Raw genomic sequence first — 18,010 nt, forward strand, 5'->3', positions numbered from 1 at the left:
CACCCGTCCGCCGCTAATCTTATCCCGAAGGACAAGATCCGCTCGACTTGCATGTATTAGGCACGCCGCCAGCGTTCGTCCTGAGCCAGGATCAAACTCTCCAAATTGGTGTTTGAAATGCTCATTACTTTTTTATCGCTTTTTCTTACGATTCGTTAGAATCATAAGGGCAGTTATTACTCGTTGTTCAGTTTTCAAAGAGCAATCTATTCTTTCTTTTGTTTCGCTTGTTTTGCTCGTCGTCCGCGTGTTTCTCTCGGCCGGAATTAGAATATATCATGTCCCCCTCTAATTGGTCAAGCATTTATTTAAAAAAAGTTTTAAATTTATGTTTTAATCAATTTTCCACCGTAAAATAGCGAATATTATCTTTTATTAAACGTTGGCTTTCATCTGTGAAAGCACATCATTGTTATTATAGAATAAGGAAATAGATTATTAATTCATTCAGCGGAGGAGCATCACAATGTCAACAACCGAAATCGAACGTATTCAAGCGCTTCTGCCGCACTGGGTTGAATCAAGCCGGCAGCAATGCAGTTATGGCAAGGTAGCCTCTTATATTCCCGAGCTGTCAAAATCACCAATAGGCGCACTAGGCATTCATATTATCGACGCACATGGACATTTCATTACAGCTGGTGATGCAGAGATCTCTTTTACGATGCAGAGCATTTCCAAAGTGTTCACCCTCATTCTAGCGTTAATGGACAATGGCGAGGACGCTGTCTTTGACAAGGTTGGCATGGAGCCGACCGGAGATAACTTCAACTCTATGCTGAAGCTTGAGCTTGTGCAGCCTGGCATTCCTTTTAATCCGCTTATCAATGCTGGCGCTATTGCGATCTCTTCCCTTATTGGCGGCGACAGCTCTACGGAAAAATCCAGCCGTGTACTGCAGTTCCTTCGTCTTCTTTCTAATAATGACACGCTGGACTATGATCTCGATGTCTATCGTTCTGAATCCGATACAGCTAACCTAAACCGCTCCATGGCTTATTTTCTAAAAGACAACGGTGTGCTGAAAGGATCAGTAGAGGATGTGCTTGACGTTTATTTCCGCCATTGTTCCGTAAGCGTAACCTGCGAGGACTTGGCTCAAATGGCGTTGGTGCTTGCTCATAACGGCAAAAATCCGCTAACCGGGGAACAGCTTATTCCCCGCCGCTACGTTCAGATCGCCAAAACGTTTATGATTACTTGCGGAATGTATAACGCCTCGGGCGAGTTTGCCATTCAGGTCGGCTTGCCTGCCAAAAGCGGCGTTTCCGGCGGTATTTTAACGTTAGTGCCCGGCCGTTACGGCATCGGCTTAGTTGGCCCGTCCCTGAATCGCAAAGGAAACAGCATTGCCGGGGTCGCTTTGCTGGAATCGTTATCCCATGAGTTTGACTGGAGCTTGTTCTGATCCCCCTTCCCGGCAAAACAAAAAAGGACGTCCTATATAGGGCGTCCTTCTTCATTAGCTTTCATTAAGGCTGCGGATTGATCAGCTTAACGTTTTTGTTTAAGATGAAAAACTGCTCCGCCTTCTCGCGATGCTCATCCGTAATTTGTCCGCTGATCGCTTTGTAGGCAACCCAGACAGCGGTCGCATCGTCAACAAAACCGGCTACAGGCAAAAAGTCGGGAATCAAATCAATCGGCAATATCCAATACGCTAACGCCCCGATTGCCGTAACCTTGGTTGCGATCGGCGTCTTCGGGTCGGCCGAGCAGTAATACAGCGTGACGACTTCCTTTGCGAACGGTACCTTTGCCGCATGACGCTTCACCTTCGCCCAGAAGCCTTCCTCCACATATTTGGACTGCTTCTCGTAGTCCCCGATTTTTCCGACCCATTGATTGACGTCGACTTCCTCAGGCGCTCTCTCTTTATTTAAATGCAAGGATGCCTCTAGCTCCTTTTCGTTAACCTCATAGGGAACGGCTTCTTCAATCAGCTTTTTGCCGCAAGAGGAGCATTCTGCAGCCATGAGCATTGACGAATCGATATCGTTATGATGTCCACAGCTTGCGCACTGGGCAATAGTCATACTTCCCACCTCCTAGTTATACCTACTTATACTTCATCTATTTAAAAATAGTTGCAATAATTAGCTGCTCTTGCTGAAAATTGCTGATTATTCGCTCAGCACCCCGTTATTCATCTGGCCGCTTACGAGCGAACTGTAGAATCCCTTCCGCTCCAGCAGTTTCTCATGGGACCCCTTTTCGATGATTGCGCCATCCTGCAGCACCACAATCTGGTCCGCCTGCTGTATGGTATTCAGCCGATGCGCGATAACGAAACTGGTTCTTCCTTGCATAAGCCGCTGCAGCGCCTCTTGAATTTTTATTTCAGTGACGGTATCTATGCTGCTGGTAGCCTCGTCCAGCACAAGTATAGAAGGATTAGCCAGAATCGCTCTAGCTATAGCAAGCAATTGCTTCTGCCCTTGGCTGATGCCGCTGCCATCCGGCTTGAGAACTGCGTTGTAGCCATCCTTCAACCGTTTGATAAAAGAATGCGCATTTGCAAGCCTCGCCGCCTGCTCCACCTCTGCATCCGTTGCATCAAGCTTGCCATAACGAATATTATCGCGAATGGTACCCACGAACAGAAAAGGGTCCTGCATCACGAATGCCATATGCGAGCGTAAATTTTCACGTTTAAGCTCGCGGCTGTCATGCCCATCGATCAAGATGCGCCCTGAGCTTGGATCATAAAAACGGCATAATAGCTGAATAAGCGTTGTCTTGCCCGCTCCCGTAGGACCAACCAGCGCAATGGTCTCTCCCGGCGTCACACTAAAGCTAACCTCGTCAATCGTAGCGCTGCGCCCCTCATAAGCGAACGTAACGTGATCAAATACGACAGTGCCTTTGACCTCCGCGAGCTCACGCGCTGCGCCTTCATCCTTGCGCTCCTCATCTTCGCCCAGCACATCGAACACCCGCTCCGCGCCGGCTACCGCTGATAGCAGCGTATTCCACTGGTTAGCCAGATCATTGAGCGGACGTGTAAACTGCCTGGAATACTCTGCGAAAATGACGATGATGCCGACCGTAATGGCATCATTAAGCACAAAGATGGCGCCGACTCCTGCAATGACGGCAAAGCTTAAATTGTTTAGCGCGTTCATCAGCTTCGGAATAAACCCCGATATGGTCTGCGCCCAGAAGCCTGACACGCGAATGCGCTCATTGCGCTCCTTAAAAGCTGCAATAACCGTCTCTTCCTGCGAAAAAGCTTTTACGATCCGTTGCCCGGACAACGTTTCTTCAATATATCCGTTCAAGTCGCCGAGATTGCGCTGCTGGGCTTTGAATAGTCTGCCTGTTTGCCTCGTAATCCATTTCATTCCAAGCAGCATTAACGGCACCACGAGAAAAGTCAGCAACGTTAAAAATGGACTAAGCGACAGCATGACGCTTACGGTACCGATGAGCAGAAGGACGCTTGAGAACACTTGAATGACCGAGCTATTTAAAGATGAGCTTACATTTTCAATATCATTCGTTACCCGGCTCATCAGCTCCCCGTGCTGGCGCTTGCTAAAGTAGGGAATAGGCAGCCGGTGCAAATGCTCAAACAATTGTACCCGCATAAGGTAGACCGTTTTCTGCGAAATCGTAATCATCCAAATGCTTTGCAGCCACATCGTGACGGAATGCAGCGCATATACGACCGCCATCCCAATCAGAAAAACAACAAAGCCGCTGTCCCTGTTCATCAAAAAATGATCGATCGCCGTTCCAGCCAAATAGGGGCCGAGCAGCGAAAAGCCAGAGCTTAGCATAACCATGACTATGACAGCGGCTAGTCTACCCTTATATGCAATCAAGTAACTCCACATTTGCCGCAGCGTCTGCGACGTGTTTCTCGCTCTAGGCTTTCGCTTGCCTTTGCCCCCTGCCGTCTGTCCTTCTGCTGCCGCCTCGGCAGCAGATTCAGGTCTGCGGTATTGAAAAGGCTCCATCAATGATCTAAGCACGGGATACACCTTCCTTCCCGAACTGCGATTCGCAAATTTTTTGGTAGAGGCTTGATTCTCTAATCAGCTGTTCATGCTTGCCCTGCGCTAGCAATTGCCCATCGTCCAGCAAAAGGATCGAGTCAGCCGATACGGTGGAGCTTATTTTTTGCGTGACAAGGAAGGTCGTGCACTTCATCTGTTTAAGCGCCTGAAGCAGATTTTCTTCCGTTCGTATATCCAAGGCGCTCGTGCTGTCATCAAGCAGCAAAATGACCGGTTTCCTTACGAGTGCCCTCGCAATGGTCAGCCGCTGTTTTTGTCCGCCCGACAGATTGACTCCTTTTTGCCCAACGATGGTCTCGTACTGCTCCGGCAGCTTCATAATCGTGTCATGAATTTGCGCCAGCTTGGCAGCCTCGATAATTTCTTCGCGCGTAGCGTCCTCCTTGCCCCAGCGAATATTTTCCTCTACCGTCCCCGTAAACAGCATAATTTCTTGAGGAACATAGCCGATCTGCTTGCGCAGCTGACCTAGCTTCAACATGCGGTTATATATCCCATCAACGCGAATTTCACCGGACTGCACATCGTAAAGCCGCGGGATAAGCTGAATAAGCGAAGACTTTCCTGAGCCGGTCGCACCCATAATTGCAATTGTCTCGCCTGGCCTTGCCGAGAAGGATATTTGGTTTAATACGTGCTCGTCAGAATCGGGATATTGAAACGAAACATTTTCGAAGGAAACGCTGCCGTTGCGAAGCTTCGCTTCTTCGTCGCTGTCTGTCGTGTCCGTTAAGTCGATATCGGTCAAAATAACCTCTTCGATCCGCTGCGCTGACGCCCGCGCCCTTGAGAAGTTGACGACAATCATGGACATGATGGACAGTGCGCCTGTCGTTCTGGTCGCGTAATTGACGATCGCTATCACTTCACCTGCGGTTGCCCCGTTTGTATCAAGCTCAATGCGGCCGAACCATAGCACCGCCATAACGCTCGCATTCATCACTAGCAGAACGATTGGCATCGTTGCCTCCGTCAAACGAAGCGCTGCAACGGTACGATCCATAAGTTGCTCGCTTGAGCTCGCAAAGCGGCCAGTTTCATGCCGCATGCGGACAAATACGCGAATGATGCGCATCCCGATCAGATTTTGCTGCATGACGCTATTCACATGATCGAGCTGCTGCTGCACGGAGCGAAATAATGCCTCGCCCTTTTTAAGCACCCAAACTAAAAAGATCCCGAGAAACGGAATCGCGGCAGCAAGCCAAATCGCCAGACTGGGCTGTACGATAAATGCCATTACAATGCTCCCTATCACAAGCAGAGGCGCGCGGAGCATAATTCGCAGTCCCATAAACACTGTATTTTGCAGCTGTGTTACGTCATTCGTAAGTCTAGTAATGAGAGAAGATTCCGGAAAACGATTAAAATTGGCAAATGAGAACGATTGCACCTTTTCATAAAGGCGCTCTCTCAGATCAAAGCCAAAGCTTTGGCTGACATGAGAGGCATAAAAGGAGCTGAGGATGCCGGCTGCAAAAGCTACGATCGAGCAGCCAATTAAGAAGCCTCCCCATTCCAGTACAACGGATAGATTGTCTTTCCCGATTCCATCGTCAATGATTTTGGAAATAATAAACGGCTGCAGCAGCTCTACCATCAGCTCGATAAGCATAAGCACCAGAGCGGCATAGGCGGTAAATCGGTACTTTTTGAGAAAGGCGAACATGGTCAGCATCTTTGTTCCTCCGAGTAAAAATGGCTTAAACTAGCTATTATACTCATTATATCTTCTTGAAACGGAAATGGCATATACAATGAACGTTACAATTAGTGGTGAGGAAATTGGGATTGAGGGAATATGGGGGGACGACACACATGTCTAAGACAGCTGAGCTGCCTTAAACGCCACGTGCATCCTCGTAAAACACCCGGAACATAATGTCATGATTGTAATTGCCGAAGCCTTTGCCATAAATGGTTAATCCGCCGACATGCTCGGCATCCTCTCTTACGCCGATGCGAAACGTCCAAAAGTTGCGGTCAAGCCCAATCTCGCTGATACCAATGGAGGACATGAGCTGGCCATCAATGAGCGTGCCCTCCTCTTGAATGCGTATCACCTTCAGCAGTCCGTATTGATTGACGCGATCAGCCCACCAAGCCGGCGAGAATCTTCCGCGCACCTCGCCATAGTCGCCAGGGCTCGTCCACATGCCGATATCCATCCCATTCAGCGAGAAATTAATATCGGACGGCCAGTTCTCATTAACGCCAGGCGCTTCTGAGCCAAGCTCAAGCGTGATTTCGAGCGCTACGGGACGTTGTCCCGAAAGCAAATAATTCGGCACCTTGTATTCCACGTAACCTTTGCCAAACCACAAAATGCCTGCATTCATCCGCTCAGGCTCCAAAAAGAAGCGCGGATCATCGAATTGCCCGATCAGCTTGTCCACCGTAGCAATGCCGCAGGTCGGAAACACTTCAAATTGTGTAAAATGGCCGACAGGCACGCTGACATCATGCACCTTCTTCACATCTAGTGCCGGATGGGGAAGCTCAATGGCGATGGAGCGCTCCGCGAGCGAGCAAATTTTGTGCGTACCGCCGTCCTTGCGAACCATTTTCGTCTGAACGATGCCTGCTTTCTCAAGCTTGCGTATATGCATGGTCACAATGGCGCTGCTAAGTCCGACCGCCTCTGCGAGCTCCTTCACATTCATCATGTTTGTCGCCAGCTGATTAATGATGGATAGCCTGACCGGGCTAGCCAAAGCTTCATATAAAGGCAGCCAAGCCTCATCTGTATTGGCATGTATCATGGGTATCTCCTCCTATCTCTATTCTATAATAATAGAAGGGCATCCCAAAAGCCGCAAATGCAGCTTCCGGATACCCTGACTGTTTCCCTTATAGCTTGATGCGAATTACGTTCCAAGATGCTTTGCCAAGCGTCGCTTGAATTTTTCCGCCATCCGAGATAACGGCGCTGCCTGACGTATGCGGTGCGACACGATTTGGCGCATCTGCCGTATTTGTCATTTTCAAATCGTCATGCTCAAGCACGATATGCTCGATTATTTGGAAAGTGCCAAAGCTCCGAAGGTCGATTTCAAACGGAAGCGCTTCGTCAATATTCCGGTTTACCGCAAAAATCGTCACTTCCTCTTTCTCTTCGTTATGAACGGCAACCGTCTCCAAATAAGGCACATCCGTAAAATCCTTCGAATCGTATTTCGGCGATTTAACGAGCGGTACGAGTACCGTTCCACGTCCGAAAATGCTCGCGTGCATGTATGGATAGTAGATCGCCTGCTTCCAAGCAGGACCGCCGTTTTGCGTCATAATTGGCGCGATTACGTTGACCAGCTGTGCGATGCAAGCCATTTTCACACGATCGGCACGCTTTAGCATACTTATCAGCATGCATCCGACAACAAGCGCATCCTCATGCGTGTACACGTCTTCAAGCTGAGGCGGTGCGATTTGCCAAGGCTCAAGCTGTTTATCCTGCGCATGCGAATGGAACCATACGTTCCACTCATCGAAGGAAAGATTGATTTTTTTCTTGCCGCGTTTTTTCGCTTGAACGTAATCACAGGTTGAGATGACCGTATTAATGTATGAATCCATGCTCATCGATTGTGCTAGGAAGTTTTTGGTGTCGTTATGCGGATTTCCATAATACTGATGGATGGAGACGTAATCAACGGTGTCGTACGCCAAATCCAGAACCGTCGATTCCCATTCCGGGAATGTCGGCATTCCGATATGGGAGCTTCCGCTAGCTACCAGCTCTATCGTAGGATCAACCCAGCGCATCGCTTTCCCCGCTTCGTTTGCGAGCCGTCCGTACTCGACCGACGTTTTATGCCCAATTTGCCAAGGTCCGTCCATTTCATTGCCCAGACACCATGTTTTAATGTTATGCGGGTCTTTGTAGCCATGCTCGATACGAAGGTCGCTCCAATAGGAGCCGGATTTATGGTTCGAATATTCGATAAGATTGCGTGCATCATCGATCCCGCGCGTACCCAGATTAACCGCCATCATCGCTTCCGTGTTCGCCTTTTTGCACCAGTCCATAAACTCATTGAAGCCGATCCAGTTTGGCTCAATCGTTCTCCAGGCAAGCTCCAGTCTTTTTGGACGCTTATCTAAAGGTCCAACGCCATCCTCCCAATTGTAACCGGATACAAAATTGCCACCCGGATATCTGACAATCGGCACGTCAATTCCTTTTACGAGCTCAAGCACGTCAGAACGAAAGCCCTGCTCGTCCGCTTCCGGATGATCCGCTTCATATATGCCGCCGTATACAGCACGACCCAGATGCTCGATAAAAGAACCGTAAATGCGTTTATCTACTTCTCCTATTTGAAAATCCTTATCCACGATCATTGATGCTTTGTCTGCCATGCTCATCCACCTCGTCATTAAATTAATGTAATCGTTAATTAGTAAGTCAATTATTAACAAACGCTCTTGTTATCATTTAACTATATGTTATAGATTAATTCAAGCATTAATTTTGCTTAATAGAAATAATAATATTATTAATTCAATTAAAAGGAATGAAGAAAGAACTATTTTAAAGCCACAAAGGGGTGAATGTGATTTAAAAAATAGTTCAATTTTCCTAATATTCTTCAATTGTTTCTTGAGTTAGTCCTCTTTTTAGACTACTATGGAACTATAAGGTAATTCCCTTGCTTCAACCATACGGCAGGAGTTGAGATCATGAGCAGTCCTACACGCTCAATAGAAGATGCGGCCGACCATATCATTGACACCATGAAACACTTTCTTCAAGTAGATACCGTATTCGTAATGACAAATGATGGTACAAGCAGCAGAATCATTCGGGCATTCAACCGTCAAGAAGAACACATTCAGAACAGCCCCCTACATAAATGGATTGAAAGCTTTTGCAGCCTCGTTCTGAACCAAACCGCTCCCATTCTCAACATTCCAAATACATTAAACGACCCGCGTACTGCTTCTCTACCCTTTGCCAAGCAGCTTGGGGCACATTCGTTTGTTGGCATACCTGTAAATGCAGCTGATCAGCAGTCGTCTGGCGCTATTTGCATCCTTCATAGCGTGCCGCTTCATCTTGATGATAGGCAGCTAGGCTTCCTTACATCTTTGGCTGCTTTTTTGGGATATATTTTGGAATTAGAAAATGCCAGCGTTACGGACAGCCTGACCGGTTTATATAATCGCCGTTATTTGTCCCATTTGTGCCGCAGCAGCTCGGACAAGCAGTATAGCGTAATGTTCATTGACATTGATGACTTCAAGGAGGTCAACGATTCTTATGGCCATGACTTTGGCGACTTGCTTCTGCTCCAAATTGCTGCCAGGCTAAAGCATGGCGTCCGGAAAACCGACATCCTCGTGAGGTACGGCGGAGATGAGTTCGTGATTTGCTTTCACCATTTGATGGATAGCCATGACATTGATTTTGTTGCAGGAAAAATAAAAGACTCCATTAAAGAGCCCTTCTCTATAAATGGAAAGACGATTCGGATTTCCGCAAGCATCGGCATCAGCTCCACCTATGGCACCGGCTCCAGTCTGAAGGAGCTAATCAGCGATGCTGACCAAGCGATGTATGGCATTAAACAAAATGAAAAAAACCTTTGAGCTAACCTGCGCTAACGAGGAGATGCTGCTCCAAGCGGCGGTAAGTACAAGGGTTCTTTTTATCGCACCGCAACGAGTTCAAAATGCATTTCTCATATCGTCCCCTCATTCGGCTTGCTTCTGAAATGGATTTTGCCATTCATCGCTTTCACCAGGCTGATCACTACCATTAATCCAAGCCCGGTTCCGCTCTCCTTCGTTGTAAAATAGGGATTTCCCAGCCTTTTCACCTGCGTGCTGCTCATGCCAGCTCCCGTATCCCGAATCAGGATTTGCGCGATCCCCTGCTCAGATTATCCTTACCCATCAATTGCAGAAAACCTCTTGTCGTTGTGCTTTCAAACATAAATTTTGGCGTAATGACGATGAATAACAAACAAGCCGAAACAATATAAAGTAATCCATGGATCACGGATAAGAGTAGGGATTGGATCACATCGACGTTCTTTTCTTACGGCATTCGTTGTCTTATTTTGGCACAAAACGACTTGATCCTACAAATACTCGACGCTTTTCTGCATTTACCTTTACTGTTTTTCTCTTTTTTAGAATCATTATCGTCTCACCGACATAACCTTGGCCACTCCTTCATAAACATGGTATGAATCGTATTTTTCGAATGCGGAGGGATGACGAATGAACCAGGATGAGATTCGCGCGCTGGAGCGGTCCATCGATGAAATAACCGAAATCGCGCAAGGCTTTGGGCTCGACTTTTACCAAATGCGCTACGAGATTTGTCCTGCTGATATCATTTATACGTTTGGCGCCTATGGTATGCCGACCCGCTTCAGTCATTGGAGCTTTGGCAAAACCTTTAACAAGATGAAAATGCAGTACGACTTTGGCTTAAGCAAAATTTACGAGCTTGTCATCAACTCCAATCCCTGCTACGCCTTCCTGCTCGATGGCAATTCCTTGATCCAAAATAAGCTTATCGTCGCCCATGTTCTCGCCCACTGCGATTTCTTCAAAAACAATGCCCGCTTCAGCGTGACCAATCGCAACATGGTCGAGAGCATGTCCGCTACTGCCGAGCGCATCCATCAATATGAGATGGATTACGGTACCGAAGCCGTTGAGAAGTTTATCGATGCGATTCTCGCGATTCAAGAGCATGTTGACCCTACGCTCATTAAGCCTTATCAGTTAGATAAGAAGCGTTACATTGAAATGGTGCAAAAGGACAGCGAGCGCTCTGAATGGAATATTCCAGCGTCTTCTTATGATGATCTATGGAATCTTGATCCCGATCGGACGGCTGCCGCTGCATCTGCCGCTCAATCACAAGCTGCTGATGCCAAACGTTTCCCGCCTCGGCCTGAAAAAGATGTCGTGTGGTTCATTGAGGAATACTCGCCTACATTGCAGGATTGGCAGCGGGATATCCTTTCTATGCTGCGCGATGAGATGCTCTACTTCTGGCCGCAAATCGAAACAAAGATCATGAATGAGGGCTGGGCTTCGTATTGGCATCAAAGAATTATTCGTGAGCTTGATCTCACTAGCGATGAAACGATTGAATTCGCCAAACTCAACTCCTCCGTCGTTCAGCCGTCTCGGCATAGCTTGAATCCATATTATTTAGGTTTGAAAATATTTGAGGATATCGAGCGGCGCTTCGATAACCCGACGAAAGAAGAGCAGGCTCGCTTCGGTCGTGTGCCTGGCAAAGGCAGAGAAAAAATGTTCGAGGTGCGTGAACTCGATTCCGACATCTCCTTCCTCCGCAACTACCTGACGAAGGATTTGGTTAATGATCTGGATCTGTACATTTTCGAGAAAAAAGGACCGGAGTGGAAGATTACCGATAAGTCTTGGGAGAATATTCGTGACCAGCTCGTTTATTCCAAAGTAAACGGCGGGTTTCCCAGCCTGATGGTTAAGGATGGGGACTTTAACCGTGTTGGCGAGCTTTATTTGATTCATGAGTATGAGGGTATGGAGCTTGATCTAAAGTACGTGGAGCGTACGCTGCCTCATGTTGTGCAGCTTTGGGGGAAAAACGTACATTTGGAGACGTTTGTTGAGGATAAGAAGATTGTGTTTAGCTGCGATGGGAAGAAGACGAGTCGGAAGTTTGTTTGATTTAGTGAAATTGCTTCTTAACTCTTCATTGAAGAGCTGTCATGCATAAAGCTAATACAAAAAGAGGCTGTCCCAAAAGTAAGTAAGGAATAGCCTCAAAACACTAAAATGATCAACTAATAAATGAAAACGGGATGGATCAGGTATTATTTCTGCTCCATCCCGTTTCTATTTTGGTCCATTGCTGCTTTCTTCAGCAAGTTGTGGGCAAGCGAAAGCCACCTGACCTCTAGGCTCACTTTTGCCAAGCCACGAAGCAGGAATCGCCGGAATCCCCGGTTGTTCTTCAGTTGTCCAAATACGCTTTCCGGTTCGATCATCCTCCGAACCGCAAGGGCATAGCCTTCGTCACTTTTTAGTTTCTTGCGTACTTGTTGTTTGTATTTCAAGTAGCGCATGCTGACTCGGATTTCCCGATTGCCTTGCGCTTTTGTGCAGGCCGATTTAAGCGGACAACCTTCACAGTCTAAGCTCCGGTAATGACGATGCTCAATCTCAAATCCGCTCTCTGTGGTGTCTTTACTTGTGTAGCGATAAATCAGTTTCCGACCAGCTGCGCAGGTCCAAACGTCTTCCTCTTGGTCATACTGCCAATTGTCGATCTTGCTGATGTCTTGTTGCCAACGCTTCGATTTTTCTTTGTGATACGTCCCATATTTTACGATGGCCTCTACTTGCTCACCTTCCAGATACGTATAATTTTCTTCGCTGCCATAGCCTGCATCCGCGATCACGGTTCCGGGAATCTTGCCGAGTGTCGCTTTCACTTGCTCCAAATGCGGCTTTAGGCATCGCGTATCTGTTGGACGCTGATGAAGGCTGTAACCCAGAATGAACTGATTTTCCGTGCCGATTTGCACATTGTAGCCCGGCTTGAGCTGGCCATTACGCATATGATCCTCTTTCATACGCATGAAAGTAGCGTCCGGGTCGGTTTTGCTGTAGCTGTTGCGTTCGCCTAGAATCGCTTGCTGGCTCTCGTATTTTTGTAGACGAGGAAGCAAATCTTTGCGAAGAATACGAACCGCCTTTTTCAGCGGTTTGTCTTTCGGCTTTTCTTCAAGCTGGATTTCTAACTGCTTCAAGGCCTGCTCCAACTTCTCGCTAGTGATCTGCGAGGCATCGCCGAGTTCCTGCAACTCCTGTCCGCGGTGTTCTAGGTCTTCTTGCTTCTCCGTCTCTTCGATCGTGGTAAACAGCGTCTGTACTTTCTCTTGCAACTTCATCTTATTTTTAACGACGGCCTTCCCCCAAACGAACGTGTAGCGATTAGCGTTCGATTCGATCTTGGTTCCATCAACGAAGTAATGCTCCAGCTTCACATAATTTTCTTCCGCCAAAAATTGGAGGACAGCGGTAAACACCTTTTCAAGCACAGCTTTCATACGTTCAGAACGGAACCGGTTGATGGTACGAAAGTCGGGCCGTTGCCGGCCAGCAATCCACATAAACATTACATTTTCACGGACGGATTTGGCGATCTGACGTGAGGAGTAGATGCGCTGGGTGTAGGCATAGATAATGACTTTCGTTAACATTTTTGGGTGATAACTATCTCGGCCGCCGCCGGGATAAGCGTTGGCAAAGATGTGATCACTCAGACGGTTAACGGCAGTGTTCACGACACGAACGAGGTGATTTTCGGGGATATCTTCCGCCAAATCCATTGGCAGAGTAAGTTGGTCCATGGTATATTGAATGTACATAGAAACCTTCCTTTCGAAGTGGTTGGGTGGTACCTCCATTTTACCAAAGGATGGTTTCTTTGTTTTTTACAGATTTGAAAACATTGAAGAGGGTGCCCCTTTTGGGACACCCTCTTTCTATTTTCGTCAATTCCTCCTCCAATTACATTCAAGTCTATGCTAAATCAGTCGTTGCACCGATTATTGCTTTGCGAAGGTTTAGTTTAAATAAACATATTTTCTGCATAGCATTTGTGGGAAAAGGCCAATTGTCCGACGATCAAACCGTCGGACAATTGGCCTTCTTCTATAAGCTCATTTCAGGGTTTAAGCATAACATCTAGATAATCAATCTCCGCGTAATTAGCGCCTTTGGTAAACCGGATTTTATTATGTCCGGCCGTTAAGGTTTTCTCGATTGCAGTCGTTCCCCAGTTTCCCCAGTCAGAATAAGCAATATCGACCACTTGACTCGTTCCTCCGTTGACAGTCATGTTGTACGTTGAAGTAGCGTGAGGATCGCTAGTTCCGTTAGCCGTTCTTGCCAACAGGATATAGGAACCTGCCGAAGCGACGGTAACATCGAATTCGATATAACTGTTCGCATTATCGATGTATCCAACCTTTTTGCGGCCTGAGGCCGTCTCGTCCTGAACTCTCTTTGCCCCGTTCGCAAGCTTCGCCTCCTCGGCTTCATATCTCTTCCTTTCGGGCTCTCCGGACGGTGCCCGGATCGGAAAGTTCGGCGAGACCGGAACGCTGAGGTTAGGCGTGTTGTCGGCATTCCACGTAAATGGCTGCGCCCTTACATTCCGTGTCCAGCCTGCTCCTGAAAATCTAGCAGCATGATAGATTAGCCAATCCTCCGTGCCGTCAGGCGATTTGGTGAAGCTATTGTGCCCCGGTCCGTAGATGCCGCTTCCACTGCTGAAAATCGATGCGTTCTTCTTCGTCCAGGAAGCTGCCGACAATAAATTAGAGGTGGTGCTTGCCGTTAGCAGTCCCAAGTTATAATTATCACTCCAACTGCCATACGCCGAGTATACCAGATTAACCTTATTGCCTTTGACGATAGGCTGCGGCGCTTCATTTACATCAGGTGCAAGAGGATCTGGTGTAATCTCCCAATCGTAAGTAGCCGATGAAATTAGCGTCTTTGCGCTGGACAGCGTATACGGATTGCTCATCGATGCCACATAGAGGTTCTGACGATAGATATACGGAGAATCCCATCCGGACCAGAACCAATACAACTGTCCTGCAACATTCAACACGGTCCCATCGATTGCCCACAAATCGGTCGCGTCGGTTATTTTCCCTTTATCGGTAAAAGTTCCTTGGAACGGATCGGCGTTTGTATTTTCCAATACAAACATGCGATGGTTATAACCATCCGTATCACCGCAGGTCGTGGCCGAATAATAGGCATACCAGGCATTGTTCAGAAAATGAATCTCCGGTGCCCAGATAGCTTGACAGTTAGCCGCATTGGGGTTGTTGGTCGGCGGGGTCCAGATGACCTTCTTCTCGCCGGATTCAATACCGGACATGGTCTTGGATCTCCAGATCGTCACATTGTTTCCCGTCGTCCGGGTGTAATAATAGTAACCGTCGGTATGTTTGTACATCCATGCGTCAGCGCCATCCTGAGAGATGACGTTATGGAAATCGGATCGGGCAAGCAACGGCGAACGCACCTCTACCTCGGATAGTTCCACAAGGCCACTCTGACCGCCTCCTGGAAATTTTAACCGTAAATACCTTCCCGAAGCGTTCAAGGTGTACGAGTACTTCGATGAATCGTAGTTCAGACCCTCGACAGGCACATTATTCGCGCTCAGTGCGTTAGTCCAGGTATTCTTGTCATTACTAACCTCAAAGGCGATGTTGGCCGGCACGGTATAGGCGGTGCCATAAGGATACTCCCGGAAGTATAAAGCCACATCCTGTATGGACGTTATTTTCCCCAAATCAACCTCCCACCATGAGTTTACCGCTCCTGCGGCGGTTGATGCCCATGCATTCTCCGCCGTTCTGCGGGAGTGCGTACCGTCGTTTGCCTTAGCGGCCGGATACATCGTCGAATACGAAGATGAAGCCGTCGCTTTTCTCTTAAAGGCGGCATTTAGCGTCTGGCGCTGATGCTGAGGAAGACTGCGGTTGAAGATCCCGACCTCCGACAATTGCACTAGCGTATCCTGGCCGCCGTCCTCAAACAGCAATCGGACATATCTTCCTTTGCCGTTTACGGAATAGGAATACGTAGCGGACCCATAGGGCTGACCAGTCGTAGGAACGTTAGCCGATCTTGCGATCAGTGTCGTCCAATTCGTATTATCGTCGCTTGTTTGAATAGTAATCGTCTTAGGCACCATATAGGCCGTATCTGCGATAAATTCCCTAAATTTTACCTCGATGGTTTTAAATTTTTCCTGCTGTCCCAAATCAACTTTCCACCAACTGTTCAGGTTCGTACCCGAGGTGCTTGACCACGCATTGTTCGGATTAGCGGTTCCATGGCTATTCAAACCGTCGTTTGCCTTGCCTGCAGCGTAGGTACTATCAATTACAGAAGATGCGGAAGCCGTCTTTCCGATCGCTAGATTAACGGATGCTGCTACCGCTTTTTCCTGAGCGATTTCAACCTCCGAAAGCTCGATTAGCGAGTTTTGCCCACCTGTAGGAAACTTCAGTTGCACGTATCTAGCCTCTCCTTGGAAAGGATAGAAGTACACTTCGGAAGCATAGGTTGAATTTTCCAGAGGAACGTTCGTCGATTGATTCACGACCGTTGTCCAGTTGACGTTGTCGTTGCTTATTTGCATGGTTACCGAGTTCGGGACCATGTATGCTTTTTCTTCAAATTCACGATACTTGATGCGAACGCCTTCCATCTTCTGCTTTTTTCCTAGGTCCAGCTTCCACCAGGAATTAAGCGTAGCGCCGCTAGCGGTAGCCCAAGCATTCTCCACGGTGTCATTGCTGTTAATACCGTCCACGGCTTTATTGGCAGCATAGTCAGCGCTGTACTGCGATGACGAAGTAGCGGTTTTCTTGAATCCCGGATTGGATACGATCGTGTCCCAATATTTTTTGGCACGCTCAAACTCTGTCGCATCGTTCTTGTAGGCATCGGGATTCCACATCCAGTTTGCCATCGATATGGCATAGATTTTGTGCGGAGTTGTCGGCCGGAAAATATTTTCCAAGACGCCTTCGGAAGTATTTCGCGGCATATCGTTCCATACGTAACCGCCCGGCAATGTTAAAGATTGAGCAGGCGGAACTAGTGTTTTCGTTTTAAACGGAACTCTTGAATCTGTAAAGTAATAGTTGTCTATCTCCCATTTCGGTACGTCCTTATCGTTAAAATTCAATCTTGTATCCGCCAGTTCGTAGTCATTGTGCCAATAGAACGGCAGTTTATAAGGATTGTTCGTAGAATTTCTCCAAGTGGATACGTGGGCAGGCGTTACCTCCGTCGAGAAGACATCATACCCTGTCCAAGTAGCCCCGATCTCCGGGATCAGTCCGTTCGTAAAAGTATTCAAGTAAGTGCTGATATCGGACTCCGCAAGATGATATTTCTCCGGTGTCGTCAGCAAGTAGAACCCTTCCTGACCTGACAAACTTTTTTGTACTTTATTGGCCAAATCCCGATGTTTCGCCGGATCCGGATAGGCCTGATCGTCAAAGGCCAGCATAATTTTGGAAGCGCCTTCATCAAGTGATAATTTAAACAAATCGATCAGCTTGCTATACTCCGCATCAGTCGGCAACCCTCCCGAATAACCGGGATTGACCCCCTGCATAAACTGGATGATCCCTTTATCCCTTTCATAATTGCTAAATTCCTTTACCGCATTCACGTAATCCGAAGAAGGATTTCTCCATCCAGTCTCTAACAGATGGGAGTAGCATAAGTTGAACACGTTAATCTTCAGCAGAGGAAGCATATGCATCCAGTCTCTAGCGTCGGAATACGAAAATTCTCCTTCATTATTAACATGATATTTTGTGTAAATGTCCTTGATGATCCGCATATCCATATCCGGATAGTCGCGAACCGATACGACCCGCAGCCTGGTTAGGGAACCGCTCGAATCTACCATTTGGGCAAGGCTGGTCGAACCGTAATAGGCTCCGATAGCCTCGTAACCGGTTACTAACACAATATGCCGATTGCCGACCAACGCCCGCTCGATTGCATACCCCTCCTTATGATCGGGAACATCAATGGAGTAGCTGCCGTTAACGGTATTGGTATTCGCCGTTCCGATGGCAATGACCACCGAATAGGCTGAATTGGATTGATCGTCGTAGAGTATCGGAATTTGCTGCCCGTTCTTGCGGGCAATGACTCTTTGCAGCAAATTTGCGCCCTCCTCCTCCGCCGGTGAAGCATCTCTTCCGATTACGATTGCCGCTTTATAGGAAGTACCGTCATGCAGCGTCAAAAACTCTTCCGTATAGCTAACCTGCTGAGGAGTTGGTACGATCTTGTCGATATCCCCAATCGTCGCACTGGCGCGTTCAAACGGGCCGATGAGAAATCCGGTTGTCGCAAGAGCTAGAACCATCACTATTTTTGACAGATACACTAGATAACGTTTCATTTAATAGCCT

At 47.6% G+C, this 18,010-nt stretch carries 11 protein-coding genes; 3 read left to right on the plus strand and 8 right to left on the minus strand.

Annotation, left to right across the window (positions count from 1 at the left end; translation table 11 throughout):
* Window positions 1-466 precede the first annotated feature (466 nt).
* Entirely contained in the window at window positions 467-1,408 is a 942-nt protein-coding gene (gene glsA / locus ADU23_RS31415; protein WP_053377353.1) for a glutaminase A, read from the plus strand.
* Between the two features lie 64 nt (window positions 1,409-1,472).
* Here glsA and ADU23_RS31420 read toward each other — a convergent pair whose 3' ends face one another.
* The 5 genes from ADU23_RS31420 to arfA all read right to left on the minus strand — a co-directional run bounded on the left by ADU23_RS31420 (window position 1,473) and on the right by arfA (window position 8,381).
* Window positions 1,473-2,036, minus strand: coding sequence for a YkvA family protein (locus ADU23_RS31420; protein WP_231637567.1), 564 nt, complete (start codon window positions 2,034-2,036; stop codon window positions 1,473-1,475).
* Between the two features lie 87 nt (window positions 2,037-2,123).
* Entirely contained in the window at window positions 2,124-3,977 is a 1,854-nt protein-coding gene (locus ADU23_RS31425; protein WP_053377354.1) for an ABC transporter ATP-binding protein, read from the minus strand.
* Window positions 3,970-5,700: an ABC transporter ATP-binding protein gene (locus ADU23_RS31430; RefSeq protein ID WP_053377355.1), complete on the minus strand. Its 1,731-nt coding sequence runs from the start codon at window positions 5,698-5,700 to the stop codon at window positions 3,970-3,972. The genes ADU23_RS31425 and ADU23_RS31430 overlap by 8 nt, the downstream gene beginning before the upstream one ends.
* 163 nt (window positions 5,701-5,863) lie before the next feature.
* Window positions 5,864-6,784: an ArsR/SmtB family transcription factor gene (locus tag ADU23_RS31435; RefSeq protein ID WP_053377356.1), complete on the minus strand. Its 921-nt coding sequence runs from the start codon at window positions 6,782-6,784 to the stop codon at window positions 5,864-5,866.
* A gap of 88 nt (window positions 6,785-6,872) precedes the next feature.
* Complete coding sequence (gene arfA / locus ADU23_RS31440; protein WP_442950640.1) at window positions 6,873-8,381, minus strand: arabinosylfuranosidase ArfA; 1,509 nt, start codon at window positions 8,379-8,381, stop codon at window positions 6,873-6,875.
* Window positions 8,382-8,702: 321 nt separating this feature from the next.
* Here arfA and ADU23_RS31445 point away from each other — a divergent pair, with 321 nt between their 5' ends.
* Window positions 8,703-9,611 (plus strand): sensor domain-containing diguanylate cyclase, encoded by a 909-nt coding sequence (locus tag ADU23_RS31445; protein ID WP_053377358.1) that lies wholly within the window; start codon window positions 8,703-8,705, stop codon window positions 9,609-9,611.
* A 92-nt stretch (window positions 9,612-9,703) separates the two neighbouring features.
* Here the strand turns inward: ADU23_RS31445 and ADU23_RS32565 are convergent, their stop codons facing one another.
* Window positions 9,704-9,892 carry an ATP-binding protein gene (locus ADU23_RS32565; RefSeq protein ID WP_442950668.1) on the minus strand — a complete coding sequence of 63 codons (189 nt, stop codon included), beginning with the start codon at window positions 9,890-9,892 and terminating at the stop codon, window positions 9,704-9,706.
* Between the two features lie 355 nt (window positions 9,893-10,247).
* On the opposite strand from ADU23_RS32565, the gene ADU23_RS31450 reads away from it, so the two are divergent.
* Window positions 10,248-11,699, plus strand: coding sequence for a SpoVR family protein (locus ADU23_RS31450; RefSeq protein ID WP_053377359.1), 1,452 nt, complete (start codon window positions 10,248-10,250; stop codon window positions 11,697-11,699).
* Window positions 11,700-11,845: 146 nt separating this feature from the next.
* Here ADU23_RS31450 and ADU23_RS31455 read toward each other — a convergent pair whose 3' ends face one another.
* Both ADU23_RS31455 and ADU23_RS32570 read right to left on the minus strand, forming a co-directional pair.
* Entirely contained in the window at window positions 11,846-13,405 is a 1,560-nt protein-coding gene (locus ADU23_RS31455) for an IS1182 family transposase (RefSeq protein ID WP_053377360.1), read from the minus strand.
* Window positions 13,406-13,704: 299 nt separating this feature from the next.
* A complete protein-coding gene (locus ADU23_RS32570; RefSeq protein WP_082311263.1) occupies window positions 13,705-18,000 on the minus strand; it encodes a family 43 glycosylhydrolase in 4,296 nt (1,431 codons plus the stop codon).
* Between the last annotated feature and the right edge of the window lie 10 nt (window positions 18,001-18,010).

This window comes from Paenibacillus sp. FJAT-27812 (assembly GCF_001273905.1).
GTDB lineage: Bacteria > Bacillota > Bacilli > Paenibacillales > Paenibacillaceae > Pristimantibacillus.